The organism is Pseudoalteromonas sp. BSi20439, assembly GCF_000241165.1.
GTDB lineage: Bacteria > Pseudomonadota > Gammaproteobacteria > Enterobacterales > Alteromonadaceae > Pseudoalteromonas.
In genome coordinates this window covers 1-12,513 of record NZ_BADW01000090.1, presented here as the reverse complement: position 1 = coordinate 12,513, position 12,513 = coordinate 1, and the positions used below count along the sequence as shown (strand labels likewise).

Sequence of the window (12,513 nt, the reverse complement as noted above, 5' to 3'; positions counted from 1 at the left end):
TTACCCCTTAACGCTTACTTTACTACCTGAGCGAATTTTAATTATTCCCTCGGTAACAATTTGCTCGCCATTACTTAACCCTTTGTCTATCGCAACCCAGCCATTATTTCTACTTGCAACATGTACTTCTTTACGGTTTGCTATGCCATCTTCAATTTGAAAAACGTAATGCTTATCTTGCAGAGGAATAATGGCCTTTTCAGGCACCATCAGCGCTTGGTTACTGCTTAGCTCTAGTGCAGTTTTAAGCAACATACCTGGGCGAAGTAAACCTGATTTATTAGCAAAGCTGGCTGTTACTTCTACACTGCGAGTGATTGAGTCGATACGTGAGCTTATATGGGTTACTTTACCGCTGAAGGTTTGATCAGGGTAAGCATCGTTTTGAGTGCGAACAATCATTCCGTTTTTCAATTGAGCTAAATACTTTTCAGGCACTTTAAAATCAACTTTTATAATACTAATGTCATCGAGGGTTGTGATCACAGTACTATTATTAATATACGCACCCACCGATATTTCGCGTTTCCCCAGTAACCCAGAAAAAGGCGCGGTGATGGCCATTTCATTGAGTTTGGTTTTAGCACTTTCAAGTTGTGCTTCGCTGGCATCAACGCGAGCGAGTTGTTCTTCAAGCAATGACTTGGCCGTCGCTTGCGAGCGAGAAAGCTCGGTCAGTCTGGCTAATTGACGTTTTTCTTCTTGTAAATTAATGCTAAGTTCTTTTACTGCAAATTGTTCTTGTTGGTTTTGCAGTTGTACTAATTTTTGTCCTTTGCTGACCAAGTCGCCATCTTCAAAGTAAATGCTAGTGACATAATCGTTTTGGGCGCTTTTAATGTAGATAGCCTGATTAGCACGAGCACTGCCAATGGCTTCAATCATAATTGCGTTTTCTTGCGATCTTACCGTGTGGGCAGAGACTTGCGTTGTCATTGCCGAGTAATTGGCTTGCTCGCCCTGTGATGCGGGAAAATACAAATAAACGCTAAAAATTATTAGTAACGAAATAATAAATGGAAATAAGGCTTTACCTGATTGTTTAGAGTGCATTGTTTTCATACCTGAAAATAGATTATAAGTATTGTACGAAATCAGGACAAAAAAAGGCGGTTATGTATCTCATTAATTTGTGCGTTAAGCGTAAAAATAACTGATACTTAGTCATTGCGCATATTTAACAGTAATAATGGGAGTTAATTGATGAGCTTTAAAACATCATGCAAACGCTGTTTAACGCTGAGAAAGTTAGCATTGTGGGCTATTATTATGTTTATATTTTATATGGCGTTTTTTCAGTATGGCTAATATAAATAAACAAATACTAAAATACCGAGCGCAAGGCGCTAAAAATGGAATTGAAATATTAGTGGTCGGCAGCATTGGCTTGATTGTTATCATGCTGTTTAATTTATTACGCCCAGGCGAAATAAGTATTATCGAAATTTTTTTAGTAAGTTTATGTATTGCTGCAATTTTAATTGGCTTTTTTAAAACACAAGAACCTTTTTATAGTATTATTTTAACTGAGCAGCAATTAATATATCAGCATAAGTATGGACAATGGCATTTACACCCAGAGAATTTGCACCATTGTGGTATACCTAAGGTTGATAATGGTATTGATTACCTTGAGCTTAATGCGATTGGTATTAAGTTAAATGATATAGATTCATTCTTGTCTGCTTTAGCTCCAAGAATTGCGGGTAAATTGTTGATAGAGCAGCGACATTTCTTTATGCAAGTTGTTCAGAAAAATTGCAAAAATGGGCATTGCCCATCAGAATGGTTAGTTGAAGATAATAAATATAGGTCAAAAAAAGGAATTGACTATAATGGGCTCATAGCGATGTTTGCTAATAGGGCTAAACATCTTCAGCTTTTAACAGGGTATGACTTACTGTTACCAGCGAGTGTAATAGAAAGTGATATTTGGGAATTTAGCGCAAATTTAAATAAATGGAAGCGCGATCCCTCTCAGTTTATAAAGTCGCAGTGTGAATAATAATATAAGCACTCACTGCGGGATTAGGAATAACGATGAGCCAAGACAGATCTTTCATTAAAAGTGGTCGAAACACCATAATACATAAAAACAGAAAACTAGATTTAGTGATTGTTAATGGTGAGACTCACCCTAAAATTAAAGTAACAGGTAATGGTCTTGAGCCATTTAAAGAAGAACTGCCAAAAAACCGCCGAGATGCAAAAGAGCGTTACCTCGACGTTGTTTATATTACTAGTGCTGATGTATTTAGCGAAGAAAAACAATTGTTGTTTATTCAATCCTTAGATGGCCGCGAATATAAAGTAGATTACAGTAAAGTTGGCACTAAATTATTTGTTCGTATTCATCAAGATAGCTATTTATAATTTATAATGGCATTTTTTTTGCTTAATAGTTTTATTAGATAATTTTAAGACAAAAAGGTGCTGAGTATGAGAGCAATTTCGTTAATACCACTTATGTCATGCTTGCTTTTGGCTGCATGCGGAGGGGGAGGTGGTGCTGATAACAGTGATATAAAAACATCAGTATTTGCAGGTAACGATCTTCAAGTTGTAGAAAAATCAGAGTTTACTATTTCTGCAAAAGGCTCTCCTGCAGATGGTACATTTACTTGGCAGCGTGTAAGTGGCCCTATTATAGATGTGTTTCCGCTTGAAGGGGCTGAACAAACCATTACTGCACCAGATGTAAAGTCTGACAGTGAACTGGTATTAAGAGTTAGCTATCAAACCTCAGATGGCAGTTTAGTGAGTGACGACTTGAGTGTTTTCATTGCCTCTAATAATCAGCTTCCTCTTGCTGTTGTTACTCAAGTTGCTCCTGCAAACTTGCCCTCAGTTTATAAGGATACTGTAACCCTTAGTGGTTTAACTTCCACAGACCCCGATGAAAATGGCGAAATTAGCAGTTATTTGTGGCAATTATTGTCAGGGCCGGATTTAACAATTGATAGCTATACCAATCCAACGCTTAGTTTTCCTCATCCATTATTAGAAAATAACACCAACTTAAAATGGCAGCTCACCGTAACAGATGATGAGGGCGGAGTATCTGCATCACAATTTGATATGACCCTTAATAAAACAGCTCAAGTGATTATTGCCGATGCAGGCGCTAATCAAACAGTAGAAGAGTTTGATAAGGTTATTTTAGATGCCACAGCCAGTGAAGCGGCAACTCAATCTTATCAATGTATGTGGCAACAACTTACCGGTAATACAGAAACCCTGATTGAACCGAAGTCATGTACTGCCAGCTTTTTTGCCTCTGATATTGATTTAAATGCAACGCTTAGCTTTGAAGTACAAGTTATGGACTTAAAAGGGCGCACCGACACAGATACCGTATTTATTGATGTAACACCCAAAGCGCTTGGGTTAATAAATGATACAGGGGTAGGAGAGTGTTATAACAATACTCAGCGAATTAATTGTAATAATGATGAATTTCCAGCTCAAGATGCTGATCTTGGGCGCGATAGTTTTGCCAATCGTTTAGGTAAAGTGGGTAAAGGGAATCTGGCTTTTGATTACACCAAACTTAATGAGTTTGCCGATGAGCTTCTCGATGATGCGCAAAACTTTAGCTGTATTCGTGATAATACTACCGGCCTTGTTTGGGAAGTGAAAAGCCCTTATTCCGGTGTGTTACCAAATACTTCGTTGCGTGATGGACAAAACCGTTATATTTGGCAAGGTACAGTAAATAGCGGCGATGTAAATGGTAGCGCTAATACCACATGCCCGAGCGATACTGATTGTGGATTACAAACCTATATTGATGAAGTTAATGCGCTTGATTTTTGTGGCGGCAGTAACTGGCGTTTACCCACTTATACTGAACTTTTAGGTTTAATTGATTACGGTAAACAAGGGCAAAACGTATTGATAGATACTGCATTTTTCCCTAATACACCATCGACTAACAGTGTAGGGCATTTACGCTACTGGACTTCGCAAACGGCTGTTGATGGTGCCAGTTTATCTCAGGCTTACACTATCGATATGATGGATGGCAACGACTTAGCCTATCCAAAAGATAATGCCGCTTATGTGCGCTTAGTTAGAAATCGTTAAGGTGATTATTATGAAATTAATTAAAGTCTCTATGTTATTAGCCTTAGGATTAAGTCAGTCACTTGCAGCGCAGCAGTGTTATCAGGAAGTCGCGACTAGCGATGATACCGACCGATTTGTGATTAATATTGATGGCACTGTATCAGATACTAAAACAGGGCTAATGTGGCAGCGCTGTAACTATGGTCAAGTTTATAATAGCGAAACAACTAGCTGCGATGGCGATACTCAACCATTAAATTGGCAAGCTTCACTTAAAGGCGCACTTAATGACACCACGGCAAATTATAACGACTGGCAAGTGCCGAGTATTAAAGAGTTAGCTAGTATAGTAGATCACCGTTGTACCGATCCAAGTATTAATGCGGGTATTTTTTTAGCAACGCAGTCGCAAAATTATTGGTCTAATACCTCGGGTATTAGCAATATAAATTCGGCATGGGTTTATCAGTTTGCAAGTGGTTTAAATAGCTTACATGCTAAAACAAGTAACGTATATTTACGCCTAGTACGCTATGAGAAGTAGTTAATTAATATATTAGCGAATCTAAAAATACTCTTTTATTTACGGTTAGCTTTTTTATTTACACTATTTTAATAATAAAGCCTGGTTGTAGTTGTCACCCAGGCTATTTTTTTGCCATTATAGGCCGTGAATTAACGACCAAGGACTATAAAGGTGTATTTAAGCTATTTTGGTTTACAAGAAAAGCCATTCTCAATTTCGCCTAATCCCCACTACTTATTTTTAAGTGAACGCCACAAAGAAGCATTAGCACACCTTACCTATGGACTAGGTGAAGACGGTGGCTTTGTGCTGTTAACTGGTGAAGTGGGGACGGGTAAAACCACCATAACACGTAGTATGTTAGAGCGACTGCCTGAAAATACCCAAGTAGCCATGATCCATAATCCTGCGTTATCAGAACTTGAACTGTTAGCCAGTATTTGCGATGAATTACAAATAACTTACGACGCCAAAAATGCCACGCTGAAGAGTCTAACGGATGTGATTAAAAAGCACCTTGAGTTTAATAATAAAGCGGGGGGGCATACTATTTTAATTATTGATGAAGCACAGTTGCTTGCCCCCGATGTGCTTGAACAACTTCGGTTATTAACCAATATCGAAACCGACCATAAAAAGTTATTACAAATAGTATTAGTAGGGCAGCCTGAGTTACAGCTACTTCTAAAGCGAAATGAGTTAAGACAGCTGGCACAGCGTATTACAGCTAGGTATCACTTGTTAGCGCTAACACCAGGGCAAACCATTGCTTATATTGAACATCGGCTACATATTGCAGGTTGTGACAAGAAAATATTTTCAATGGAAGCGATGCAAATGGTGCATCAGCTAACTGGCGGTGTGCCACGATTAATGAATCTGGTGTGTGAACGCGCATTAGTAGGGGCATTTTCTAAACAACAAGAAATTGTTGGCAGTGATATTGTTAAGCAAGCGGCGAGTGAATCTTTACCTATCGACTTTATTGCCACAAATAATAAGGTGAGTAAAACAGGTTCGATTTGGCCCTATAGCGCTGCTGCGTTAATGCTTTTTGGTGCAGGAATTGGCCTGTCATTTATTCTTTAGTTAGGTGATTCATGTCTTATTTATTAGATGCGTTAAAGCAGTCAAAGCACGATACCATGAGCGCAGAGCAATATGACTTGCAAGCGCAACAATTAAAACAACAACATCAGTTGATGACCTATCGTCGAATTAGTTTTTTACTCGCCGGAAGTTTATTGGCGACGGGTATATTGACCAGTGGCTTTTTTGTCGGTAAGTGGCTGCAACAAGAAAATGTAGCCGTAAAAAATGAGGTTGTTCAAAATGACCTTAGTCAAAAAGACTCAGCAGTAGTAGAAAAACCAACAAGCCCAGAGGAAGTACAAAAAACGGTTGCTCAAGAAGTAACAACCCCTCAAGCGCCCCTTGTTACAACTGCGCCTAACAATTCTGTGCCACTGGCAGGGCAATTGGTTTATGTACAAACCCCAACGGGTGTACAGCAAATGTTGCTTACGCCACAAGGGCAATATTTACCTATGAGCGTTAATCAAACGTCTCAAGGGCAAACGCAAAATTTCTCGGCGCAGAGTAACGTTTCATCTAGTTTTAAATCACCGAGCAGCCAACCGAAAAGCGTACCAACTCAATCAACGAAAAGCACACTCAGTGCCGATGAGTTGAGTAAATACAAAGTGTTAGGTAAACCACTTAATCAAAATGTGCCTGCTCAGCCAGAATCAACCGCTGAACTAGATACGGTTCCCGACACGCTGAAAAATGCGTTTGCGCAAGCCGTTAATGACACAGAGACAACAACCGACTACGAAGTAACTCAAGGCTCTCGTCATTCATCACGGGTACAACCCGTTGAGCTACTGCCTGATGGCCTACAAAGTATGTTGCCAAGCATTAAATATCAGGCACATATTTATTCGTCGACAGCAGATAAGCGCTGGATAAAACTCAATGGCAGAGAGCTATATGAAGGGGAGTCTATTGGTGCATTGAGGGTGCTAGAAATAGCACCGGATCAGAGCGTACTTGATTTTGATGGCTATGAATTTAGCTTAAAAGCCCTGCAAGATTGGCCACAATAGTGGCCAATTAACTAAAGATAGAGTGCTTATAAAAACCCTCTAAATCTATATTATATTCTTTGGGTTTCACTGCTGATTCAAGCGTGTCTTGTGTTCTTTTGCTTGATAAGTCAATATCTTGAACTTCAGTGTAACGCCCATGTTTGGCATTAAAAAACGTTTTTACGACTGGTTTTAATGGTGTTGCAGGGTTACTTTGGGTAACCAGCCCCACTTTTTGGCTGGAAAGTTTTACCAGCGTGCCCACAGGGTGAATACCAATACATTGAATAAATTTATTAAGTAGCACGCCATCAAAGCTATCTGGGCAACCTTGTTTTAATATTTTAAACGCCTTAATTGGCTCCATACCCGCTTTATAAACCCGTTCAGCAGTTAATGCATCATATACATCAACAATAGAGGCCATACGAACGTATTGGCTTATTTCATCGCCTTTCTTACCAAAGGGGTAGCCTTTACCATCTAAGCGCTCATGGTGCATACCTGCGATATCAACAGCAATCCCCGTTAACCCTGCGTCTTCTAGTATTTCTTTGCTAAAGCGCGCATGGTTTTGCATCACTTTAAATTCTTCGTCACTGTAGCGACCTGGTTTGTTGAGAATCGCGTCAGGTATTTTTATTTTTCCCATATCATGCAATAGGGCACCTGTTGCAAGTTCTTCAATGATTGGTTTTTCAATATTGAGATGTTTTGCAAAAATACTCATTAAAATAGACACATTTATCGAGTGCTCTAATAAATAGGCATCTTTTTGGCGCATTTGCGTAATGCACGCCAGCGCATCTTGATTTCTAAATACGGAGTCAATAAACCCGCTAGCCAGCTCCCTAAAAGGAGCAACATCAACAGTGCGGCCAGATTCTATATCGCCAAATGCTTTGGTTTGTAAGTTTTTTGCTTCATCATAAAGCTTTTTAGCTTTACTCATTTCTTGCTCAGCGCTGTGGGTTATTAACCATGGATCGCGCTGTTTGATTTCGTGCTTAGTAGCAGGCGTTGGTTGTGTTTCAGATTCTTCAGAGGTGAGCATTTTATTAGGATCGATTTCAACCTCTAAAATGCCAGATTTTATTAATTTATCAATTCCACTTTGAGTTTTAACCCAGCCTTGGTTTTTTATTCTAATATTGCCAGTTTGTTTAATAACTTTTTGTACAAACATACCAGGCTTTAGCTGTGTAGTAGGAATGGTTTTCAAAATGAACTCTAATTAACAAGTATGATTAGAGAAAGTAACAAATAAATTCATATTTAGAAATAAAAAAAGGCATCAAATTGATGCCTTTTTAATTAAATGATGACTATTTTCTATTCATCATCTTCAACAAGCGTCATTAACGAGGTGTTACCGCCTGATGCCGTTGTATCGATACTGATTGTTTTTTCAGTAATAAGGCGCTTAATTAGCGTGTCGTAATACTCTGAGCTGATCACTGGCAGTATTGCGCCTTTACGTTGTGCAAGCTGTTGGCTGAAGTAGCCTAAGCGAGAAGAACGTGCAGCAACTACCGCACCCGCTAGGTGAGGGTGTGCCAATATAGCTTGTAACTGGTTTGGTTTAGCTACTTGGAATACACCTTCAGCAACGCCGGTTGCAATAAACTTATCTCTAAAAGCAACCGCTTCATCATAAAATATTTCAGATGCTACCGTTATTACTGTGTTACCAGCAGCAAGCGCGGTAATAATCGATAGTGCCCAAAAGTTAAATGAGGTGCTTTTATCTGCGTAACAAACCACACAACCACGAGCTTCAAGGTGAAGTGTATTCGACTCACCTGTTGGCCCTGGCAATGTTGTATATTTACGCATGTGCTTTTCTAAGCGGTTTAACTGAGCACGTGCATCGGCAAGTGTTAACGCTAAATCGTCTGCAAGGTCATCAATAATTTCAACGGTTGCTACTTTCGCTAATAACTGACGTACCGCAGAAACACGATCATTCAGTGGCGTTGCACGCCAGATTTTTTCATCGCGCATAGAGTTAACCATCAGCTTTTCTACTTGCTCATTTGCGCCACTGTAGTGGTGTAAATCAAGCTCATCTGGCGTTAGGTTAGTCATTTGTACGTTATCTGGTGAAGCTTTTTCTTTTATTAGGCGTTGTAGGTAGTTTGGTCCACCGGCTTTAGGGCCAGTACCAGAGAGTCCACGGCCACCAAACGGTTGCACGCCAACAATGGCACCAATCATATTACGGTTGATGTATACGTTACCTGCACGCGACATTTTCGCTAAATGTTCACAGCGCTCTTCAATGCGAGAATGAATACCCATTGTTAAGCCGTAACCCGTGTTGTTGATTTGGTCGACAACACTATCAAGCTCACTCGATTTAAAGCGGATAACATGCACACACGGGCCAAATACTTCACGTTTCAATACCGATAAGTCTTTAATTTCGTATAAACGTGGTGCAAAGAAAAATGCGCCATTTTCGCTGTTATCAGGAATTTTACACTCATAGTGAAGTGTTGCATTACCCTTGAGGTATTCAACATGGTCGTTGAGTGTTTTAAGCGCTTTTTCATCTATTACTGGGCCTACGTCTGTAGAGAGTAATGATGGGTCGCCAATATGCAACTCAGCAAGTGCGCCTTTAAGCATATCGATAATGCCATCAGCTACGTCTTCTTGAATAAAGAGTACGCGTAATGCTGAACAACGTTGACCCGCACTTTGGAAACCAGAACTGATAACATCATCAACAACTTGCTCAGGAAGCGCTGTTGAGTCAACAATCATACAGTTTTGGCCGCCAGTCTCTGCAATTAAAGGCACCTGAATATCGTTACGTGCTGCTAATGTTTGCGAGATAAGCGTGCCCGTTTCAGTTGAACCAGTAAACATAACAGCTTGAATACGCTCATCAGGAACAATGGTTTTACCTACTTCGCTACCGCGAGCAATGACAGGTTGTACAACGTGCTCAGGTAAACCAACTGATAGCATTAATTCAATGGCACGTAGTGCGATTAAGCTGGTTTGCTCTGCTGGTTTTGCAATAACCGTGTTACCAGTAACAATGGCTGCTGCAACTTGACCCAAGAAAATAGCGAGCGGGAAGTTCCATGGGCTAATACATAAAATAACACCACGGGCTTCAAAGCGTTCATCTTGCGCAAGCTCTTCTGCACGGGCTGCGTAGTAACGACAAAAATCAACGGCTTCACGTACTTCATCAATACCATCTTGTGCTACTTTACCTGCTTCTTTAATACAGATAGCAACAAGCTCATCGTGATGGCGCTCTAAAATATCAGCAACGCGACGCAACAAATTGGCGCGCTCTTTTACCGGTGTTTGTGACCATGATTCAAATGCGGTTTCAGCGTTGGCTAGCAACACTTTCATTTCATCGCTATTTTGTAATTTTATATGGCCAATAATTTCTTTATGGTTTGCAGGGTTTTTAACTGCCAGCGCGCCCTCTGGTACTTGACTTTCATTAATTAAGTGCTCTTCAAACCAAGTGTCTAAATTTTCTTTAAACGGGGTGATCACGTTAATATCAGTTAAGTCCATACCTTTTGAATTGGCACGTTCTTCACCGTATAAATCAATTGGCATTTTTATCTGTGTGTTGTATTTATTACGTAAACCTTGCAGTGTTTCAACAGGATCTGGCAATAATGCTTCAACCGGTTGTGTGGTATCTACAATGGCATTTACAAATGACGAGTTAGCGCCGTTTTCTAGTAAACGACGCACAAGGTAAGCAAGCAGGTCTTCGTGTTGGCCGACCGGTGCGTATACGCGGCACTGAATTTTTTCTTCATCAACGATTTGGTCAAATAAAGATTCACCCATACCGTGAAGACGTTGGAATTCAAAACCTTGGTTATCACCTTTGGCTACTTCTAAAATAGTCGCTGCAGTGTAGGCGTTGTGTGTTGCAAATTGCGGGTAAAGTACATCACGTGCTTCAAGCATTTTAATCGCACACGCTTTATATGATACATCCGTGGTTGCTTTACGGGTAAACACCGGGAAGTAATCTAAACCATTTTGTTGTGTGGTTTTGATTTCTGTATCCCAGTATGCGCCTTTTACTAAACGCACCATCATTTTACGACCCACACGGGTTGCTAGGTCGGTCAGCCATTCAATAACAAAAATAGCGCGTTTTTGATAAGCCTGAACCGCTAAACCAAAACCTTGCCAATCGCCTAAATCGTCATCGCTAAATACTGCCTCAATAACATCAAGAGAAATATCTAAACGGTCAGCTTCTTCAGCATCAACAGTAAACCCGATGTCGTATTTTTTAGCGGCAAGTGCAAGTTCTTTTAGTTTTGGAACGATTTCTTCCATTACGCGTTCTTTATGAGTGAACTCATAACGCGGATGAATAGCCGATAACTTTACAGAAATACCCGGGCTTTTAATCGGGCCACGACCATTCGCCGCTTTACCGATAGCATGAATCGCATTCATGTAGCTATCAAAGTAACGCTTAGCGTCTTTCATTGTGCGAGCGCCTTCACCTAGCATATCGTATGAATATACATAGCCTTTTTGCTCTTTTTCAGCAGCGCGCTCAATTGCTTCGTTAATGGTACGACCCATTACGAATTGCTTACCCATTATCTTCATCGCGAAGTTAACAGATTTACGGATAACAGGCTCGCCTAAACGACCAATTGTTTTTTTAAGTATGCCAAACTGCTGCTCTTTCGTTTTGTCGTTATAGTTAACCATTTTACCGGTTACTAATAATCCCCAAGACGAGGCATTAACGAATAAAGAATCACTACTACCTAAGTGAGAGCTCCAATCGCCATTTGCTAATTTATCACGTATTAATGTTTCTTGAGTTGCTTTATCAGGAACGCGAAGCAGTGCTTCGGCTAAACACATTAATACCACACCTTCTTCACTCGATAGTGAAAATTCATTTAATAGCGCATCAACACCGCTTTGACCATCTTGGTCTTTACGAATGTTTAAAACTATTTGGCGAGCTCTTTCCCATGCACGGCTTCGTGCTTTAACACCGACTTCTGCAAGTGGTAAAATGTGATCAATAACCGCATTTTCATCAATACGGTAAAAGTCACGGATCTTTTGTCTGATCGGACAAGTCGTTGTTAAATCGCCATTGAATAACATAAGCAACCCTCAGGAGTGTTAAGACTTAGGATAATTGTTAATTATCGCTAAATGTTGTTGGTGTAAAGCGTGCATTCTAATTAAAATCCAGCAGAATATGCTGGTTAATTTTGCCGTTTTACGATAATTTACAGGGCATATTATTAACTTATCCATATAAAATACTGATATGACTAATCCGAATAGATTACGCCTGCTTGATCGTATCGATATATCAATTTTAGACGTTTTGCAGCGCAATGGTAGAATTTCAAATGTTAACCTCGCAAAGCAGGTTAATTTAAGCCCCAGTCCCTGTTTAGATAGGGTTAAACGTTTAGAGCAAGAGGGCTATATTGAGGGTTACTTCGCCAAGCTAAGTGAGGAAAAACTTAACCAAAGCTTAGTGGCCCACGTACAGGTATCGTTAGTCACCTCAAATACAGCGGTATTTAAAGTATTTCGTGAGCATATTCTTAAAATTAAGCAGGTTGTTGAATGTGATATGGTAGCCGGTGGCTATGACTACTTATTAAAAATTCGCGTTTCCAACATGGACGAATACAGAGAAGTATTAGGTGATTTGGTTGATATCCCAGGAGTCGGAACTCATCACACGTACATGGTGATAGAAAAAATCAAACAAGATACTGGACTGCGTTTAGATATGTAATGCAGAGTGTTTTATTAAAAATAAACTATAGCAGGCATAAA

General features: G+C 39.9%; 10 protein-coding genes. 7 read left to right on the top strand and 3 right to left on the bottom strand.

From position 1 onward, the window contains the following. Window positions 1-1,053: an efflux RND transporter periplasmic adaptor subunit gene (locus P20439_RS08045; RefSeq protein WP_008465994.1), complete on the bottom strand. Its 1,053-nt coding sequence runs from the start codon at window positions 1,051-1,053 to the stop codon at window positions 1-3. Window positions 1,054-1,300: 247 nt separating this feature from the next. Between P20439_RS08045 and P20439_RS08040 the strand changes: the two genes are divergently transcribed. From P20439_RS08040 to P20439_RS08015, 6 genes are all read left to right on the top strand, one after another. Next, a complete protein-coding gene (locus P20439_RS08040) occupies window positions 1,301-2,005 on the top strand; it encodes a DUF2982 domain-containing protein (RefSeq protein WP_008465989.1) in 705 nt (234 codons plus the stop codon). 35 nt (window positions 2,006-2,040) lie between these two features. Next, complete coding sequence (locus tag P20439_RS08035) at window positions 2,041-2,373, top strand: hypothetical protein (RefSeq protein ID WP_008465987.1); 333 nt, start codon at window positions 2,041-2,043, stop codon at window positions 2,371-2,373. A gap of 66 nt (window positions 2,374-2,439) precedes the next feature. Then, window positions 2,440-4,086: a DUF1566 domain-containing protein gene (locus tag P20439_RS08030; RefSeq protein ID WP_008465985.1), complete on the top strand. Its 1,647-nt coding sequence runs from the start codon at window positions 2,440-2,442 to the stop codon at window positions 4,084-4,086. Between the two features lie 10 nt (window positions 4,087-4,096). Beyond that, on the top strand, window positions 4,097-4,612 hold the full coding sequence (locus tag P20439_RS08025; RefSeq protein WP_008465984.1) for a DUF1566 domain-containing protein: 516 nt from the start codon (window positions 4,097-4,099) through the stop codon (window positions 4,610-4,612). Window positions 4,613-4,765: 153 nt separating this feature from the next. Beyond that, window positions 4,766-5,683 carry an ExeA family protein gene (locus tag P20439_RS08020; protein WP_008465983.1) on the top strand — a complete coding sequence of 306 codons (918 nt, stop codon included), beginning with the start codon at window positions 4,766-4,768 and terminating at the stop codon, window positions 5,681-5,683. A gap of 11 nt (window positions 5,684-5,694) precedes the next feature. Then, complete coding sequence (locus tag P20439_RS08015) at window positions 5,695-6,702, top strand: general secretion pathway protein GspB (protein WP_008465982.1); 1,008 nt, start codon at window positions 5,695-5,697, stop codon at window positions 6,700-6,702. Window positions 6,703-6,709: 7 nt separating this feature from the next. On the opposite strand, the gene P20439_RS08010 is transcribed toward P20439_RS08015, so the two are convergent. Next, window positions 6,710-7,906, bottom strand: coding sequence for an HD-GYP domain-containing protein (locus P20439_RS08010; RefSeq protein ID WP_008465981.1), 1,197 nt, complete (start codon window positions 7,904-7,906; stop codon window positions 6,710-6,712). A gap of 110 nt (window positions 7,907-8,016) precedes the next feature. Continuing rightward, on the bottom strand, window positions 8,017-11,820 hold the full coding sequence (putA, locus tag P20439_RS08005; RefSeq protein ID WP_008465980.1) for a bifunctional proline dehydrogenase/L-glutamate gamma-semialdehyde dehydrogenase PutA: 3,804 nt from the start codon (window positions 11,818-11,820) through the stop codon (window positions 8,017-8,019). Between the two features lie 169 nt (window positions 11,821-11,989). Between putA and P20439_RS08000 the strand changes: the two genes are divergently transcribed. Continuing rightward, entirely contained in the window at window positions 11,990-12,472 is a 483-nt protein-coding gene (locus P20439_RS08000) for a winged helix-turn-helix transcriptional regulator (protein WP_008110899.1), read from the top strand. The last annotated feature ends 41 nt before the right edge of the window (window positions 12,473-12,513 follow it).

Coding starts and splice junctions, on each gene's coding strand:
- P20439_RS08045 (WP_008465994.1), bottom strand. CDS start 1,053: ATGCACTCTAAACAATCAGGTAAAGCCTTATTTCCATTTATTATTTCG.
- P20439_RS08040 (WP_008465989.1), top strand. CDS start 1,301: ATGGCTAATATAAATAAACAAATACTAAAATACCGAGCGCAAGGCGCT.
- P20439_RS08035 (WP_008465987.1), top strand. CDS start 2,041: ATGAGCCAAGACAGATCTTTCATTAAAAGTGGTCGAAACACCATAATA.
- P20439_RS08030 (WP_008465985.1), top strand. CDS start 2,440: ATGAGAGCAATTTCGTTAATACCACTTATGTCATGCTTGCTTTTGGCT.
- P20439_RS08025 (WP_008465984.1), top strand. CDS start 4,097: ATGAAATTAATTAAAGTCTCTATGTTATTAGCCTTAGGATTAAGTCAG.
- P20439_RS08015 (WP_008465982.1), top strand. CDS start 5,695: ATGTCTTATTTATTAGATGCGTTAAAGCAGTCAAAGCACGATACCATG.
- putA (WP_008465980.1), bottom strand. CDS start 11,820: ATGTTATTCAATGGCGATTTAACAACGACTTGTCCGATCAGACAAAAG.
- P20439_RS08000 (WP_008110899.1), top strand. CDS start 11,990: ATGACTAATCCGAATAGATTACGCCTGCTTGATCGTATCGATATATCA.